This is a genomic window from Streptomyces sp. MNU76 (genome assembly GCF_020982545.1).
Lineage (GTDB): Bacteria > Actinomycetota > Actinomycetes > Streptomycetales > Streptomycetaceae > Streptomyces.
Map to the genome: position 1 here is coordinate 866,908 of NZ_JAJKLK010000001.1, position 15,982 is coordinate 882,889.

General features: G+C 73.4%; 13 protein-coding genes and 3 pseudogenes. 4 read left to right on the top strand and 12 right to left on the bottom strand.

Annotated features, from left to right (window positions below; genetic code table 11):
- Positions 1–2 precede the first annotated feature (2 nt).
- From E4N62_RS03750 to E4N62_RS03770, 5 genes and pseudogenes are all read right to left on the bottom strand, one after another.
- Positions 3–494 carry a hypothetical protein gene (locus tag E4N62_RS03750; protein WP_230211905.1) on the bottom strand — a complete coding sequence of 164 codons (492 nt, stop codon included), beginning with the start codon at positions 492–494 and terminating at the stop codon, positions 3–5.
- Between the two features lie 347 nt (positions 495–841).
- The gene (locus E4N62_RS03755; RefSeq protein ID WP_230212433.1) at positions 842–1,879 is read right to left on the bottom strand and encodes a rod shape-determining protein; all 1,038 of its coding nucleotides are present in this window, start codon (positions 1,877–1,879) and stop codon (positions 842–844) included.
- A gap of 204 nt (positions 1,880–2,083) precedes the next feature.
- A pseudogene (locus E4N62_RS03760) lies at positions 2,084–3,554 on the bottom strand (carboxyl transferase domain-containing protein).
- Positions 3,551–5,029 (bottom strand): acyl-CoA synthetase, encoded by a 1,479-nt coding sequence (locus tag E4N62_RS03765; protein WP_230211906.1) that lies wholly within the window; start codon positions 5,027–5,029, stop codon positions 3,551–3,553. The pseudogene E4N62_RS03760 and the gene E4N62_RS03765 overlap by 4 nt, the downstream one beginning before the upstream one ends.
- A 116-nt stretch (positions 5,030–5,145) precedes the next feature.
- Positions 5,146–5,331, bottom strand: coding sequence for a hypothetical protein (locus E4N62_RS03770; protein ID WP_230212489.1), 186 nt, complete (start codon positions 5,329–5,331; stop codon positions 5,146–5,148).
- A gap of 195 nt (positions 5,332–5,526) precedes the next feature.
- On the opposite strand from E4N62_RS03770, the pseudogene E4N62_RS03780 reads away from it, so the two are divergent.
- A pseudogene (locus E4N62_RS03780) lies at positions 5,527–5,739 on the top strand (FCD domain-containing protein); the annotation flags it as partial.
- Positions 5,740–5,776: 37 nt separating this feature from the next.
- On the opposite strand, the gene E4N62_RS03785 reads toward E4N62_RS03780, so the two are convergent.
- On the bottom strand, positions 5,777–6,847 hold the full coding sequence (locus tag E4N62_RS03785) for a MerR family transcriptional regulator (RefSeq protein WP_230211907.1): 1,071 nt from the start codon (positions 6,845–6,847) through the stop codon (positions 5,777–5,779).
- A gap of 310 nt (positions 6,848–7,157) precedes the next feature.
- Between E4N62_RS03785 and E4N62_RS03790 the strand changes: the two genes are divergently transcribed.
- From E4N62_RS03790 to E4N62_RS03800, 3 genes are all read left to right on the top strand, one after another.
- Positions 7,158–7,997, top strand: a complete 840-nt coding sequence (locus tag E4N62_RS03790) for a DUF3152 domain-containing protein (protein ID WP_230211908.1) — start codon at positions 7,158–7,160, stop codon at positions 7,995–7,997.
- A gap of 261 nt (positions 7,998–8,258) precedes the next feature.
- Entirely contained in the window at positions 8,259–9,155 is an 897-nt protein-coding gene (locus tag E4N62_RS03795) for a RimK family alpha-L-glutamate ligase (RefSeq protein WP_230211909.1), read from the top strand.
- A 130-nt stretch (positions 9,156–9,285) separates the two neighbouring features.
- Positions 9,286–11,835: a LuxR C-terminal-related transcriptional regulator gene (locus E4N62_RS03800; protein ID WP_230211910.1), complete on the top strand. Its 2,550-nt coding sequence runs from the start codon at positions 9,286–9,288 to the stop codon at positions 11,833–11,835.
- Here E4N62_RS03800 and E4N62_RS03805 read toward each other — a convergent pair.
- The 6 genes and pseudogenes from E4N62_RS03805 to E4N62_RS48520 form a co-directional block, all read right to left on the bottom strand.
- A complete protein-coding gene (locus tag E4N62_RS03805) occupies positions 11,813–12,280 on the bottom strand; it encodes an ATP-binding protein (RefSeq protein WP_230211911.1) in 468 nt (155 codons plus the stop codon). The genes E4N62_RS03800 and E4N62_RS03805 overlap by 23 nt on opposite strands.
- Positions 12,277–13,197 (bottom strand): MEDS domain-containing protein, encoded by a 921-nt coding sequence (locus tag E4N62_RS03810; RefSeq protein WP_230211912.1) that lies wholly within the window; start codon positions 13,195–13,197, stop codon positions 12,277–12,279. Before E4N62_RS03810 ends, E4N62_RS03805 begins: the two co-directional genes overlap by 4 nt.
- Positions 13,198–13,384: 187 nt before the next feature.
- The gene (locus E4N62_RS03815; RefSeq protein WP_230211913.1) at positions 13,385–13,981 is read right to left on the bottom strand and encodes a hypothetical protein; all 597 of its coding nucleotides are present in this window, start codon (positions 13,979–13,981) and stop codon (positions 13,385–13,387) included.
- Positions 13,950–14,789, bottom strand: a complete 840-nt coding sequence (locus tag E4N62_RS03820) for an FkbM family methyltransferase (protein WP_230211914.1) — start codon at positions 14,787–14,789, stop codon at positions 13,950–13,952. The genes E4N62_RS03815 and E4N62_RS03820 overlap by 32 nt, the downstream gene beginning before the upstream one ends.
- The gene (locus E4N62_RS03825; protein ID WP_230212435.1) at positions 14,786–15,058 is read right to left on the bottom strand and encodes a Trm112 family protein; all 273 of its coding nucleotides are present in this window, start codon (positions 15,056–15,058) and stop codon (positions 14,786–14,788) included. Before E4N62_RS03825 ends, E4N62_RS03820 begins: the two co-directional genes overlap by 4 nt.
- A pseudogene (locus E4N62_RS48520) lies at positions 15,055–15,967 on the bottom strand (hypothetical protein). The gene E4N62_RS03825 and the pseudogene E4N62_RS48520 overlap by 4 nt, the downstream one beginning before the upstream one ends.
- Positions 15,968–15,982: the final 15 nt, after the last annotated feature.

Here is a 15,982-nt window from a genome sequence, read left to right on the forward strand (position 1 = left end):
GTTCAGACGCGGCGCACGCCCGGGCTCCACAGGACCGTCACCGGGACGCCCGTGTGGCGTGCGTAGTCGACGATGTCGGCCGTGCCCCCCAGGCCGCGGGCCGGGGCGCCGTCCCAGACGGCGATCATGCGGTCGGTGTGGTCGACGATGTAGCGGCCGGCCGCGTAGTACGCCTCCTCGTGGGTGCGCTCGTACGGCAGTTGCTCGCGTTCGGTGCAGCATTTGAGGAGGCGGCGGTAGGCGCCGCGGACCTGGTCGTCGCCGAGGTGGGTCTCGTAGTCCATGCCGGGGATCACGGCCGTGACCTGGAGTCCGCTCTCCAGGGCGATCTCCGCGAAGAGCTGATCGGCGCCGGCGGCGAGACTGCTGAGGGCCCGGGTGGTGGAGGGGCGGCCGCGTAACTCCGCCCGGATGCCCGAGCGGACGGCGGACAGGGCGGCCTCCGGGATCTCCCGGTGTCCGGTGATACCGATCCGGGTCACTGGCCCTGGCATCCGCGCGCTCACCTCCCTGGCCGTGTTCCTCCAAGTAACCCTAGCGGCGGGGGACTTCGACGAGAACGACACGTACGGGCGTTCGGTGGGGCGTCACGGGCTCACGGGGGCGACGATCGGGTGACCGACGTGGTGCCGACCGCCCTCGTGTGCCCCGGGTGCTGCCGCTCGTGGGCATGTTCGGAGAACTGTTCGTAGGAGGAGGGGCGAGGGAGGGCTGGGGATGTGCGGGGCGGCCTCCGGCGCGGGGCGGTCCGGTGCGGTCCGGTGCGATGTGATGCGGTGCGGGTGCGGTGTGATGCGGTCCGGTCCGGTTCGGTGGGGGTGCGGCGGCCGGGGCGCGTCGGTCAGTCGCCCACCGGGTCCAGGCTGATGGGTTCGATCCGGCCGTCGAGCATGGCGCCGACACCGAGCGCTGCGCAGACGTCGGGGCGTTCGGCGATGTGGACCGGCATGCCGGTGGCGTGGCGCAGCATCTGGTCGAAGCCGGGGAGCAGGGCGCTGCCGCCGACCATCATGATGCCCCGGTCGGCGAGGTCGGCCACCAGGTCGGGCGGGCAGTCGCGGAGCACCTTGCCGATGCCGTCGACCACGGCGGTGAGGGGGGTCTGGATGGCATCCCGTACGGCCGCGGTGTCCACCTGGACGGAACGGGCCAGCCCCGTCGCCACGTCCAGGCCGTGGATCTCGGTGGATGTGGGGCCGTGCGGGGTGAGGCCGTTGCCGGAGAGGGCCAGCTGGAGCGGCCGTACGGACTGGCTCGGCAGCGTCAGTTCGTGGCGCAGGCGCAGGTGCTGCACGATCGCGTGGTCGATGGTCTCGCCGCCGACGGGGATGCGTACCGCGCTGACGACCGAGCCGAGGGAGAGGACGGCGAGTTCGGTGGCACCCGCACCACACACCATGATCATGGTGGCCTCGGGCTGCTCCACCGGCAGACCGCAGCCGATCGCCGCCGCGATGAGGGTGTCCACCAGTTCCACCCGGCGGGCGCCGAGGCCCACCAGGGTCTCGATCGTGGCGCGTTGGGCGAGCGGGTCCGCGCCGTGCGGGGTGCAGGCGGCGGCTCGCAGCACGGGCTTGCGGCGCAGATTGCGGCGGACCCGGTCACCCAGCAGCTGGCGCAGCATCCGCTGGGCCATCTCGATGTCGACGACCGTGCCGCCGGAGACGGGCCGGACGACCCGGATGTAGTCGGGCGTACGGCCCGTCATCTTCTCCGCGAACTCCCCGACCGCGATCAGCGCGCCCGTCCGGGTGTTCACGGCGGCGACGCTCGGCTGGTCCACGACCAGGCCCGCCCCCTTCACATACACCCGGGTCCGCGCGGCCCCGAGGTCGACGCCGAAGTGGCAGCGGCGCAGCTGCTCCAGACTGGCGGTCATCGCGGTCATTGCGGATCCTCCCGAGCACGGACCGTACGGACCGCCGCCGGTCGGCGGTTCCGGGTTCCCTTTGCATCGTGCGGGGGCGGGGGTGGGGTGCCTGTTGGGGTGGGCCGGGTGGGGTGCGGCTGGACGGGTGGTTCGGTGGGCCGGGACGGCCGCGCCTCTTCGCGTCAGTCGGGTGTGGGTGTTGTGGCGGGGGCTTCACGGCGGGCGTGGCGGGGTCGTCGTGGGGGTGACGATTCCGCGTACGACGCCCAGCTCGACCAGGTCCTGCGGTCGTAGGCGGAGGTCGTCGGCCGTCGCCCGCACCTGGCCCCGGGCGTTTGAGGATCGCGGCCGCCAGTTCCGGGGCGATCACCGAGAAGTAGGAGTCGGGGTGGCCCAGGTGTCGGTGGGGGCGGCGAGGGCGAGGGCGCGCCGCCGGAGCCGCCCCGCCGATGAGGAGGGTGGTGACGGGGGTGCGGGCGGTGGCGACGGTGGTGAAGAGGGCGGCGATGGCGGGGCCCGCGCCCTCGCGTTCGGCGTCGGCGTCGTTCGCGGCGCCGGGGTGTCGATCAAGGTCAGGACGGGGATGCCGAGGCGGTCGGCGAGGCGGATGAGGCGGGCGGCGGTGCGGTAGCCCGCCGGGCGGGTCGGGTGCCGCACTGGGCCGCGTAGGCGACGGTCCGGCCCTCGTGTTCGCCGAAGCCGCACAGCATGCCGGGGTCGGTGCCGCCGACGCGGTCCCCTCGCAGGGGCTCGGCGGGTGAAGTAGGCGTCCAGATAGGCCTCGGCTCGGGGGCGGTGGGGAGCGGGCGCGTTGTACGGCGTCCCAGCCTGTGGTGGGGAGGGCGGGGAGAGGCGCCTGTTGGGGTGGCGGGTCTGGTTGCCTGGCGGCTGTCGGCTCGTGGGGGCTGGGCGCGCAGTTCCCCGCGCCCCTTGAGGGCCCCGGCCCTCGTGAGGGGTGGCGTCGGGTGGGAGGGCGTGGGGTGGGGGTGCCGGTTCTGTGGACGGGGTGGTCAGGAGGGTCAGCCAGAGGGACAGTGTGTCGCGCAGGTCGGCCGGGGGGACCACCGCGTCGATCGAGCCCGCCGCGAGCTGGGACTCCGCCGTGTACGCCGTCGGGTCCGCGTCCGGGGGACGGACGCGGGAACCGGCGAAGCCCACCTGGGCGTCCGGGAGGGCCAGGATGATGTCGGCGGCGGCGCCGAGGGCGGCCCACCCGCCGCCCGTCGTGGGGTCGCGGAGGACCGCGATCTGCGGCAGCCCCGCCTCGCCCGTCAGCGCCGACTGGCGTGCCACACGCTGGAGTTGGGTGAGAGCGCGCATGCCCTCCTGCATACGGCTGCCACCGGTCGCGATCAGGGAGACGACCGGGAGACGGTGCTCACGGGCATACACGTGGGCCGCTTCCAGGCGGTCGCCGGTGCGTTCGCCGAGGGAGCCGCCGAGGAAGCCGAACTCGAAGGAGATCAGGACCGCTTGTGCGGTTCCGACGATCGCCCGCCCCCACACCACCGACTCCTCCTCCCCGGTGCGCTCGGCGGCGCGGGCGCGGGAGGCGTCGTAACCGGGCCAGGAGAGGGCCGTCGGGGCGGCGGCCCGTGCGGGTGGGGAGTTGAGCGAAGTCGTCCGTCAGGAGGGCGATGGCGTCCCGGGCCGAGTGGCTTCTGCTGTTCAACTGTTCACTCATCCGTCTCTACTCGGGGTTCGCTCGTCCGTCTTCAGCGCGCGCTTCATGATCTTGCCCATGTCGTTGCGGGGAGGGAGGCGAGGTAGTGAACGGTGCGGGGCGCTTGTGGGGGAGAGGAGGGTGGCTACGTGGGTCGCCAACCCACTGCCGGGGAGGGATTGAGGGTCCTGTGGGACGATCCAGGCGACCACGCGTTCGCCGAGGTCGGGGTCCGGTGCGCCGGTGACGGCCGCCTCCCGGACGCCCGGGTGTTCCAGGAGCGCGTTCTCGATCTCGCCCGCGCCGATCTTGTAGCCGCCGCTCTTGATGAGGTCGGTGGCCTTCCGGCCGACGATGCGGACGTAGCCGTCGGGGTCGCGGACGGCCATGTCGCCGGTGCGGAACCAGCCGTCGGCGGTGAACGCGGCGGCGGTGGCGTCGGGGCGGTTGAGGTACTCGGTGAAGAGGTTCGGACCGCGCACCTGGATCTCGCCGACCGACTCGCCGTCGTACGCGGTGAGGGGCGTGCCGTCCTCCTCGACCAGCCTCAACTCCACTCCGGGGAGCGGGACTCCGACGGTGCCGGCGCGGGGTTCGCCGTCGGCGCGGACGCTGGTGTTCATGAGCGTCTCCGTCATGCCGTACCGCTCGACGACCCGGCGGCCGGTCGCCGCCGCGATCCGCTCGTGGTCGTGCACCGGCAGCGCGGCCGAGCCGGAGACGAGGAGGCGGGCGCGGCCGAGCGCCTCGGCGAGGTCCGGGTCGGTGGGGAGGGTCTCGGCGATGCGGTGGTACATCGTCGGAACGCCGAACAGCATCGTCGCGCCCGACGACAGCTCCCGGGCGACGGCACCCGTGTCGAACCTGCCGAGGTGGTGGACCGCGCCGCCGCGCCGCAGCGGGCCCAGGATGCCCAGGATCAGACCGTGCACGTGGAAGAGGGGCAGGGCGTGGACCAGTACGTCGTCGGCGGTCCACCGCCAGGCGTCGGCCAGCGCGTCCAGGGTGGTCGCGATGGCGCGGCGGGGGATGACGGCGCCCTTCGGTGGGCCGGTGGTTCCGGAGGTGTAGACGATGAGGGCGGGGGCCGTGGGAGCCGCTTCGTCCGTGACCGCCGCGTGCGAGGGCGAGCGGTCCTGCACGTCGACGTCCACTCGCGCCAAGTCAGCCAGTACGGACGGTAGTTCGGCGCCGGGGGCGGTGAGGATCAGGGCGGGAGCGCTGTCCTTCAGGATGTGTCCCAGCTCGCTCTGGCCCGACTTCGGGTTGAGCGGTACGGCGGGGACGCCGGCCCGTAGCGCGGCCACGACGCCCACCGCCGTCTCCAGCGTCGGTGTCGCCCAGACGGCCACGCGGCCCGCGTCGCGGATCCGGGCGGCGAGCGCGTCGGTCACCGCCGAGAGTTCCGCGTACGTCAGGGAGCGGTCACCGAAGCGCAGGGCGGGGTGGTCGGGGGTTCGGGCTTCGCCGGTGAGGGCCGGGAAGAGAGAGGACACGTTCTGCACTCCTTGGTCGTCGCCTTGCTCGTGGGCGGGGTCGTCGTCTCGGTCCTCGCCGTTCGAGGTACCGCACCGCCCTTGGGCGCCCCGATCGACGGGGCTCCCCGATGGCCTTACCCGAATCCCGGGACCACCAGCACCAGCCACACCACGGCGGGTACCACGGCCACCACGATCCCTCCGTAGATCATCAGCTGTCGGAAGATAGCGCTCGCGGTCGATGCCCGGTGCGGCGGCCAGGAGACCAGGGCGCCGTTGGTGGAGAAGGGGGTGAAAGCTGCTACGGGTTTTCTGGTCATTCGTGGTCACTTCTAGTCGTACGTCCCGGATATCTTGATCTTGTGAAGCTTTCGGAGTGGGCGCGGCAGCAGGGCGTGAGTTACCAGACCGCCTGGCGATGGGTGAAGGACGGCAAGATGCCCGTTCCCGTCACCCAAGCGCCGTCCGGGACGTGGCTGGTCGCCGAGCCCGCTCCGGCTGTCTCCGCGGTCTGCTTGCGCTCCATCGCCGACCAGATCGCCGAGAGCCGTACCGAGTCGCTGCGCCAGCCCGGCCGCCCCGACCGTTCCCTCGCCCAGCACCAGGTGATCCTCGACGCCATCGCCGCCCGGCAGCCCCAGCAGGTGGCCGCCGCGATGCGCCGCCATGTCCGCACGGTCGCGAAGGTCCGCCTGCTGGACTGGGACCCGGGAGAATCGCCTTCCTGAGGCGGGCCGGGTCGTCCACCTTCGCCCTCCCGGCCCTCTACCGCTGCCCGGTGTGTCGGCCCACCACGTCCGCCACGACGCAGCTCACGTTGTCGGGGCCGCCCGCCTCGTTCGCCTCGGTGACGAGGGCGCGGACGGCGGTGTCGGGGTCGGCGGCCGAGGACAGGGTGTGCCGGACGGCCGGGTCGGGGACGACCGAGGAGAGGCCGTCGGAGCACAGGAGGTAGCGGTCGCCGGGGTGGGCGTCGTGGAGGCGCAGGTCGGGTGTGGCGGTGGCCGCGCCGTTGGTCAACGCCTTGAGGAGCAGGGCGGGTTGGGGGTGCGCGGTGGCCTCCTCCGGGGTGAGGCGACCTTCGTCGATCATCGACTGGACGACCGTGTGGTCATGGGTGATCCGGAACAGTTCGCCGTCGCGCAGCAGATACGCGCGTGAGTCGCCGATGTGCACGAGGGCGAGCTGCGAGCCGGTCCAGAGCATCGCCGTCAGGGTCGTACCGTCCTCCCCGGTCCCCGCGACGTCCCGTACGGCGTCGCTCGCGCCCCGTACCGCGTCCTCCAGCAGGTTCAGCACACTGCCCGCCGGGAGGGTCTCGCGGTCCAGGGTCTTCAGTGCCTCCACGGCGGCCGTGCTCGCGGGCGCCCCGGCGGGGCCGAAACCGTCGGCGACGGCGAGGACGCGGGTGCCGGCGTAGGCGGTGTCCTGGTTGGCGGCGCGGACGAGGCCGGTGTCGGAAAGGGCGGCGTAACGGAGTTCGAGCATCGCGGTGTCCTCCTCGGACGTGTGGGTGAGGTGGTCCACGAGGAAGGCCGCCAGGTCGCGTCGGGTCGCCGTCTCGGCCTCGACCCCGGCCCAGTACGCCCGGATCTCCCGGGCCGCGGAGCCCGGCTCCAGCGCGCACACCATACGGATACGGGCCAGCGGCATCCCGAGCCGACGGAGCCAGGCCACCAGCCGGGCCTGCTCCAACTGCTCGGCGGCGTAGTAGCGGTAGCCGGTGTCGGGGTCGACCCGGGCGGGCCGCAGCAGCTCCAGTTCGTCGTAGAGCCGCAGTGCCTTCGGTGACAGCCGGCACGCCTTGGCGAAGGCACCGATCGTCAGCATCCGCATGCTTCCTCCTGTCGGTCCTGTCGGTCCTGTCGGTCCTGTCGGTCCTGGCGTTCCTCGTTCCGCTATCGATGCTGGGGCTTCACCGAAGGTGAAGGTCAAGCGGTGGTACGGAGCCCAGTCGATCATCCGTTATCTTTTCGTGACTGAGTCGGCCACATCCGATCACATACCGATCACACTCTGAAGGAATATGAGCGCGCACAAGGCACCACGTTCTCGCGGCCGCAGCCACAGTCGGACCCGTAGCCGCCGGCGGCGGAAGGCTCCCGCGTCGCGAGCGAGGGCGCCTCTGTGGAGCGGCCTCGGGGCGGTGGCGGTCGTCGGTGTCGCCGGGTTCGCCGCGGTGGGGTGGATGAACGGCGGGACGGGCGAGTCGGCGGGCGAGCGCGGCGGCAGCGCGTCCGCCGAGTCCTCGGCCGAGCGGCCTGGGCGCTCGTCCGGGCCGAGCGCCCAGGCGGACGGCCCTCCTTCCGGAAGCCCTTCCGGAAGCCCTTCCTCGCCCAGCTCCTCGCCCAGTTCGTCCCCGAGTTCCTCACCGAGCGCGTCTGGATCGCCGTCCCCCAGCGGCTCGGGGTCGATCACCGTCCCCAGGACCGGGCCCGGCACGTTCACCACGGCGTCCGGGGGCAGCGGCAAGGTGGGGAAGGGGACGCCGCTGCGCTACCGGGTCGACATAGAGAAGGGGTTGTCGCTGTCGGCCGCCGCCGTCGCCGAGGAGGTGGAGGCCGTCCTCGCCGACCCGCGCGGCTGGACCGCCGACGGAAAATCGGCCTTCAAGCGGGTCTCCGACGGTCCCGCCGACTTCGTCGTCAAGGTCGCGACCCCGGGCACTGTCGACGACGTCTGCGGCCGGGCCGGGCTGAACACCCGGGGCGAGTACAACTGCCGGGCCGGTGACGACGTCATGGTCAACCTGGAGCGCTGGGAGCTGGCGACCCCCGTCTACGCCGAGGACGTCAAGGCCTACCGCGCCCTGATCATCAACCACGAGGTCGGCCACTTCCTCGACCACGGCCACGTCACGTGCCCCGGCAAGGGCAAGCCCGCTCCGGCGATGATGCAGCAGATCAAGGGCATGAAGGGCTGCCTCCCCAACGTCTGGCCGTACGACCGCGACGGCCGCCTCATCACGGGCCCGGCGGTGCCGTGACCCGCCCCGCGGCGCGGTGAGCCGCCGTAGGGCTCCGCGGGCCCCCGGGAGCACGACCAGCAGGTCTTGTGGTCGGGGTGCGGACGGGGCCGCGGAAACCCGTTCCCTTCACGGCGCCCGAGGTTGTTAGCCTCGGCGGACATCCGTCTTCCGGGCCCCTCGTCGGGGCGCGGCCTCCCGGCCGGTGCTCCGCCGTCACCGGAGTGCCCTCCGCGTCGCGGTCCCCGGGAGGCGCCGTAGACGTACGAGATCGGAGTTCCCGTGGCCCGCACAGCCGCTCCCCGTATAGCCCTCGCCACCTACGATCCCGGGCCCAGGATCAACCACGACCGGGATCTGCCGGTGCTGGTGGAGGCGCTGCGGGAGGCCGGGGCCGACGCGGTGGCCGTGCACTGGGACGATCCGGCGGTCGACTGGGCCGCACACGACCTGGTCGTCATCCGGTCCACCTGGGACTACAGCTGGCGCGCGGCCGAGTTCGTGGCCTGGGCGGAGAAGACCGGCGAGGCCACCAGGCTCGCCAATCCGGCCGAGGTCGTGCGCTGGAACACCGACAAGCGGTACATCGGCGATCTCGCGCGGGCCGGGGTGCCGGTCGTGCCCACGGACTACCTTGCACCCGGCGACCCCCTGTGGTTGCCCGAGGCGCACCCGTACGTCGTGAAGCCCACCTCCGGCGCGGGCGCCCGGTACGCCGCCCGCTACACCCCCGACCAGCGGGAGACCGCGGCGGCGCATGTCGAGCGGATGCACGGCGAGGGGCTCACCGCGATGGTGCAGCCGTTCGTGGCCGGCATCGACACCGAGGGCGAGCGGGCCCTGCAGTTCTTCGGCGGCCGGCTCCTGCACGCCAGCCGCAAGGGCGCGGTGCTCGCGCCCGACATGGCGTACGACGCCGAGAAGACCGCCCACCCCGACCTGGTGCCCTGGACCCCGACCGGTGCCGAACTCGCCGTCGCCGAGCGGGCGTTGGCCGCCGTACCGGGCCGGCCCGAGCTGCTGTACGCGCGGGTCGACCTGGTCACCGGGGCCGACGGGCAGCCGTGTGTGATGGAGTTGGAGCTCGTCGAGCCCAACCTCTTCCTGTGGCTGCACCCGGACTCGCTGCCCCGGACCGTGGACGCGATCCTGGCCGCCGCCGCTACCGCCACCGCCTGACCCGCGGCCCGTCCACCCGCGTGCCCCCTCACCCGAAGAGGCGGGAAATCCATGAAGCGGGCGTCCCGCCCGTGCCCGCTGCCTACCCTTCGGGGTTACAACAGCGCGTACGGGAACCACAACTGAGGGCGTGACCAGCATCGTGGGCGGATCGGAGTCGCGGCGCACTTCCGGTTTCCCGGCGGAGCTGACGAGCTTCGTGGGGCGACGGGACGAGGCGGCCGATGTCAGGCGGCTGTTGTCGGCGGGCAGACTGCTGACGCTGACGGGACCCGGCGGGGTGGGCAAGACCCGGCTCGCCGGGCATGTGGCGGGGCAGGTCGCACGGGCCTTCCCGGACGGCGTGTGGCTCGTGCCGCTGGCCGCGCTCAGCGACGAGGCGTTCGTCCCGCACGCCGTCAACGACGCGCTCGGCGTCCGCAACGAGACCGTGCGGCACCCGCTGGAGATCCTCGTCGACCATCTGCGCGAGCGACGGTTATTGATCGTCCTCGACAACTGCGAGCACCTGCTGCGCAGTTGCGCGGTCCTCGCGGGGACGGTACTGGCGGGCACCGAGGGCGTACGGATCCTGGCCACCAGCAGGCACCGGCTCGGGCTGGCCGGGGAGCAGCTGTTCGATGTGCCGCCGCTGCCCGCGCCCGCGCCGGAGGAGCTGAGCCCGTCCACGAGTTCGTCGGCGGTGGAGTCCTTCCCCGCGCTGCGGCTGTTCGCCGACCGGGCGGCGGCCGTGGTCCCCGGCTTCACCGTCGGCGAGGCGAACCAGCAGGCCGTGGCCCGGCTCTGCCGCCGCCTCGACGGGTTGCCGCTCGCCATCGAACTGGCGGCGGTCCGGGTGCGCGCCCTCGGCGTGGACCAGCTCGTCGAACGCCTCGACGACCGCTACCAGCTCCTGACCTGTGGCAGCCCGACCTCCGCGCCCCGCCATCGCACCCTGCGCTCCGCCGTCGACTGGAGCCACGAACTGTGCACCCCGCAGGAGCAGTTGGTGTGGGCGTGGCTGTCGGTGTTCGTCGGCGGCTTCGACCTGGCGGCCGCCGAGGCCGTCTGCGCCGGGAAGGACACCGGGACCGGGGAGAAGATCGCCCCGTGCGCGGTGCTGGACGCCGTCGCCGGGCTCGTCGACAAGTCGGTCCTCGTCCGGGAGGAGCACGCCGGTCAGGTCCGCTACCGGCTGCTGGTGTCGCTGCGCGACTACGGGCTGGAGAAACTGCACGGCCTGGGCGAGGCGACCGAGACCCGGCGACGGCACAGGGACCACTTCGCGCGTCTCGGAGCCGAGTACGAGCAGGCGTGGTTCGGCCCTGACCAGACGGAGATCACCGAACGCATCCGGATCGACCAGGACAACTTCCGGGCCGCCCTGGACTTCTGCCTCACCACCCCCGGCGAGGCGCAGCACGGGCTGCGGCTCGCCGCCCGGCTGTGGTTCCACTGGGTCGCGGGCGGCATCTGGGGCGAGGGACGGCACTGGATGGACGGGGCCCTGCGCGCCGGTGCCCGGCCCGATGTGGCCCTGACCCGCGCCATGTGGGCGGGCGCCCTGACGTCCCTGGTGCACAGCCGCTCCGCCGCCGTCCTGGCCGGCCTCGATCCGGTGCGGGCCGCGGCCGAGGCCGACGCGGAACTCCCGGTGCCCGCGCCCCCGCCCGTGCCGGCCGGCGCCCTCGCCCCGGGCCGGGCCCGTGCCTCCACGGCCTTCGTCGTCCTCACCCGCGTCGAACTGGCCTGCACCCTCGTCAGCCGGGGCCGCGCCGGCGAGGCGATCCCGCTGTGCGCCGAGGCCGTCGCCCTCTGCGAGGCGCACGGGGAACAGTGGGCCCGCTCCTGGGCGCTGCGCACCCTCGCCCTCGCGCACTGGTCGGCCGGGCAGTACGACCGGGCCGCCGAACACGCCCGCGCCTGTCTGCGGCTGCCGTACACCGTGAGCCAGCACCAGAGCCTCGCCCGCACCCTCGATCTGCTCGCCGCCGCCGAGGCGCTGGCGGGGGATGCCGAGCGGGCCGGTGTGCTGCGCGGTGCCGTCGACCGGATCTGGCACGACATCGGCGGCAACCCCGTGGAGGCCCTCCAGCCCGGCCGCACCCGCGCCGCCGAACACCACGCCCGCCGCGCCCTCGGCGACCACGCCTACGCCCTGGCCCACCGCCGGGGCAGCCGTCTCACACCCGAGCAGGCGGTCGCCTACGCCTTGGGCGAGCCGGGGGAGAGCCCGGCCGCCGCGCGGAGGGGCGGACGGAGGGACGGCTCGGTCCCGGCCTCCCGCGCGGGCGGACGGCGTGACGGCGCGGGCTTCGGGCCGAGCGCGGACGACGGGCGGGACGGCTCGGGTCCCGGTCCGCGTACGGGGGAGGCGTCCGCCGTACGCCGGAACGCCCGGGGCTCCTCCTCGGACCCCCGGGAGGGCACCCTCACGGCCGGGGGCCCGGCCCGCGCCCTGGCGTCGACGAAGGCCTCGGCCCCCGTCACCGCCCCCGTCGTCGACCCGGTCCCGCTGACCCGCCGTGAACTGCAGGTCGCGGCGCTCGTCGCCCAGGGCCGCACCAACAAGCAGATCGCCGACCACCTCGTCATCGCCCGCCGTACCGCCGAGGGTCATGTCGAACGGATCCTGGTGAAGCTGGGGTTCCACAACCGCAGCCAGGTGGCGGCCTGGTTCAGCGCGCGGGCGGGGCTGTAGCGGGCGGCGTACGCACGAGGTCGGGCGTCGGAGCGGGCAGCGGGCCGGGCGGCGGTTCCGACAGCGGGCCGGCGAGCGGGGCGGACAGGGTGACCGTGGTGCCGTGGGGCGTGTCGCGGACGCCGATCCGGGCGGGAGCGCCGATACCGGCGATCAGCGACTCCGCGAGGCCCGGGCCGTGCCCCTCGGGCCGTCCCGGCGGGGGGACGGCACCGCCGTACGTCACCTCGCAGAGCAACTCGCCATCGCCTGCGCGGAGTTCGACGACTCCCGGGTCGGCGCCCCGGGCGGCGGCGTCCGTGGCGAACTCCACCGCGGCCTGCCCGAAGGCACCTCTGACGGAGGCCGGGAGACGGGCGCGCAGGGACGCCTCCTCCACCAGGGCGCGCACCAGGGCGAGTTCGGGACCACGGAACTCCATCCGCAGTCGCAGCCCCTCGCTCACCCGGCGTCCTCCTCGTCCCCTTCGCCCTCCACACGGACCAGCAGCTGGGGCACCTCGTCGGCGCCCAGTTGCTCCAGCACCAGCCCCAGCAGTTCCCCGCAGCGCACGGTGACCTCGCTGCCGGCCGGGAGCGAGGCGGCGAGACTGATCAGTTGCCAGGCGCAGTGGGCCTCCATGAAGCAGAGGTCGCGGAGGTCGAGGACGAAGTGGCTGGGCCCCGAGTCGTCACGGTGTTCCAGCGCCTCGCGCAGCGCCTCGACGAACTCGCTGCGGGTGCTCAGCTCGGCGGTGCCGGCCATCCGACCGCCGTCCGCTGTGCCGGTGACGTCCAGGGAGTCCAGGCGTTCCATGACCCGCAGCGGATGGACCTTGCCGACGCGGGAGGTCAGCTCGTCGTCGAAGCGCCGGCGGTCGTACCAGCAGATCGCCGTGAACAGCGGGTCCGCGAAGAGCGGCGCCACCGAGGCCTCGTAGTCGAGCAGCCGGTCGTGGCCGAGGTTGACCCGGGGAGCCCAGCTCATGTCGGCGGTGACCCGCAGCCCCGCCCAGCCCTCGTCGCAGGCGCGGTCGACCTCGGCGGCGTAGGTGTCGATCGTGCGCCGCTCCTGGAAACGGCCGTCGGGCACATAGATCTCCGTGTTGCGCCTGAGCGACAGCTGGCCGCCGTCCCGCGCCGACGCCACCTGCCCGCTGCCCCGGTCCAGCAGCGCGACCACCTCGTCGTCGCTCAGATCGTCGGGGTCCATGACCAGCAGGACCTTCTCGCCGCGCGCCAGACTCGTCCGGGTGTACGCGGTGAAGACCTTCCACGGCGACTCGTCGGCCCCCTCGGGGTCCCTCGGCCCCATACAGGCGTGATCCCCCAGCCGCAGCCGCTCGACGGGCACGGTTCGCTCCGCGGGGTGCTGGCTCGTCATGGGGGCGCCTTCCCTTGAGGATCTTTCCCGTGAGGATCAGGACTCTGCACGGACAGTAGGCCCGTCGGCGCCCCCGACGGCCGGATGATCGCCAATCTTCTGCTTGGGAGGGATTTCGGGGCGGGTCGGAGTGAAGTTCGATCGAGAGTGGGCGCCACCCGACCGGCGGTGACCGGGTGTTTTCTGCTTAGGCCACCCTCTGCAACAACCCCCACGTGAACTCCGCGACACACTCCCGCCGCACCCCGGCCCCGTCCGGCGCGACGAACCGCAACCCCCACCGCGTGGGCGCCGTCCCCTCCATCGGCCGGGCCGGCGCGAAGGCCCGTGCCACCTCGTCCACCGTGCAGGACCACGGCACCAGATCCTCCAGAGCGCGCGGCTCGGGCCCGGCCGCCCCGGGCGCGCGCACCAGCCACTCGTTCCACACCGCCCCGTTCGGCGCCAGCAGCACCTCGAACCGGAGGTCGTCCCACAGCGGCACCGGCCACAGCCACGCCTCGCACTCCAGGTCCCCGATGCGGCGCCCGGTCACGGACTCGGGCGTGCCCAGCACCGACCGGTAGCGCGACGCCGACCCCCGGGCCCGGGGCGAGCGCGCCATGGCCTGCCACCGTCGGTTCGCCTCACGCATCTCGCTGATCGAGACGCCCAGCTGGCGCCGGGCGTCCTCGACGAGCCCCGGGTTGTGGTCGGCCATCCGGCGCAGCAGCACGAGCTGGAAGTCGAGGGGGGTGAACGGACCGGAGGGCCTATCCGGCCCGGGGCGCTTCGCGGAGGACATGCCCTCCATGGTCGCGTACGGCACCGGACGCGGCGGGCGGCTCACCCGGGCGGCGCCCGTCCGGCAGGAACAGCACCGAGTTGACGTAGCGGGGCCCGGAGAACGGCAGGACCCGACGGAGCAGCCCCTTGGACGCCATGTGCGACGTACGCGCCTGGTGGGCCTCCAGCGTGGCCGGGTCCAGCCGCCGCCAGGTCTTCGCGGGCAGGACCCAGCCGGCGTAGCCGAGGCCCGCGAGCAGGTCGACGACCGGGGCGATCGGCTGGATACGGCACTCCAGCTCGACGAAGAGCGCCGGGCGGTCGCGGACGAGGAGGCCGGACGCGCCGCGCAGGACGGCCAGTTCGTTGCCGTCCACGTCGATCTTGACGAAGCCGACGTCGGTCAGACCGAGACCGTCGAGGGTCACACAGCGGACGTCCAGCGCACGACCGTGGATGTCCCGGCGGACCAGCGACGACACCCCGCGCCCCCCGTCGTCGCCCGGCGGCAGCCAGAGCCGGGCCGTGCCCGGCCGGTCCGAGGCGGCGGCCTGGACGACACGGACGTTGGCGGGGGCCGACGAGACGAGCAGCCGAGCCAGCCGGGGCACCGGCTCGACGGTCACCACCCGCCCGGCGCGTGCCGCCAGCCGGCGCGTCCAGGGGCCGTACCAGCCGCCCACGTCCACGGCCGTGCCGCACCCCGGCGGGCACAGCTCGTCGAGCCGGGCCAGCTCCGGTTCGAAGCGCGGGTAGACGAGCCGGGCGGTCGCGGCGACCAGCGGGTCCGGGAGGAGCGGCGCGAGCCGCGCGGCGAGTGTGGTCATGAGTCCAACTTTCGGAGCAGTGCCTCGTGTTCGTCCTCCGTCACCTGCTCGCCCGACGACGGCAGCAGCTGCGGAATGCCGTCGACGATCGGGTAACGGCGGTGCAGCCGGGGGTTGTAGAGCGACTCCGGCGCCCGGGAGGCGTCGGAGGCGGCGTCTGCGTCGGCAGCGGGGCCGCCGGGGCGCTCCTCCTCGTGGACCACCAGATGCAGCGGCCCCTTGTCCAGCGGGCACGCCAGGATCTGGAGCAACGGGTCGTCGGGGTTCAAGGCGGGGTCAACTCCTTGGCGGGTGCGGGGATGGGGAGGTCGGCGGGGACTGTCGTGCTTGGGCATGCTGAGCAGCACACCGACCGCCAGTACCGTGCCCGAGAGCCGCAGCGTCAGCCGCAGCGGATCGTCGGGCAGCGACTCGCCGAACGACAGCGTGCCGAGCACGGCCGTGAACAGACAGGTCACCGTCGTACAGACCGGCACGATCAGCGAGGCCCGGCAGCGCTGGAGCGCCGCCTGCGACAGCACCAGACCGAACGCGCCGGTGAACAGCAGGAGGTACGGGTACGGGGAGCGCAGCAGGCCGACGACCGCCTCGCCGAGAGCACTGGTCGTCAGATGGCTCGACACACCCTTGATCGCGAGCGAGCTGACGCCGTACAGCAGGCCCACGGCCACGCCGTACTCGACGCCCGTGGTCGGCAGCCGGTGCCGGTGCCGGGCGCGCCGCTCGGCGGACCGGTACAGCCCCACCCCCGCCGCCAGCGCGGGCAGACAGATCGTGAGGACCAGCGCGTACGGCGCCTCGCGGCTGACCGTGTCGGTGCCCTCGTCCAGGGACAGCACGACCATCAGCAGGGCGGCGAGGATGGCCCCGAGGGCGTACCGCTCCCGGCCGCTCGTCTCCTCCCCGAGCAGCCGCGTCGACAGCAGGACCAGCAGCACCAGGCCCGAGACGAAGATGCCCTGGGCGGCGGCGATCGGCAGTGTCCGGTAGACCACGAGCTGGGCGGCGAATCCGGCGGCCAGCGACAGGGAGCCCGCGATCCACAGCGGGCTGCCGACGACCAGACGCAACAGTTTGAACGGCTCCCGGACCGTCACCTGGGGCATCGCGGTGAGGGCCCGTTTCTCCAGGACGAATCCCGTGCTGTACAGCGCGTTCGCCAACAGGGCCGCGGCCACTCCCCACCACATCGC

What these genes read in the sequence shown, in the direction of transcription:
- E4N62_RS03770 (WP_230212489.1), bottom strand. Translation starts at nt 5,331, where the DNA reads ATGACCAGAAAACCCGTAGCAGCTTTCACCCCCTTCTCCACCAACGGC.
- E4N62_RS03755 (WP_230212433.1), bottom strand. Translation starts at nt 1,879, where the DNA reads ATGACCGCCAGTCTGGAGCAGCTGCGCCGCTGCCACTTCGGCGTCGAC.
- E4N62_RS03810 (WP_230211912.1), bottom strand. Translation starts at nt 13,197, where the DNA reads ATGACGAGCCAGCACCCCGCGGAGCGAACCGTGCCCGTCGAGCGGCTG.
- E4N62_RS03820 (WP_230211914.1), bottom strand. Translation starts at nt 14,789, where the DNA reads ATGACCACACTCGCCGCGCGGCTCGCGCCGCTCCTCCCGGACCCGCTG.
- E4N62_RS03750 (WP_230211905.1), bottom strand. Translation starts at nt 494, where the DNA reads ATGCCAGGGCCAGTGACCCGGATCGGTATCACCGGACACCGGGAGATC.
- E4N62_RS03815 (WP_230211913.1), bottom strand. Translation starts at nt 13,981, where the DNA reads ATGTCCTCCGCGAAGCGCCCCGGGCCGGATAGGCCCTCCGGTCCGTTC.
- E4N62_RS03785 (WP_230211907.1), bottom strand. Translation starts at nt 6,847, where the DNA reads ATGCGGATGCTGACGATCGGTGCCTTCGCCAAGGCGTGCCGGCTGTCA.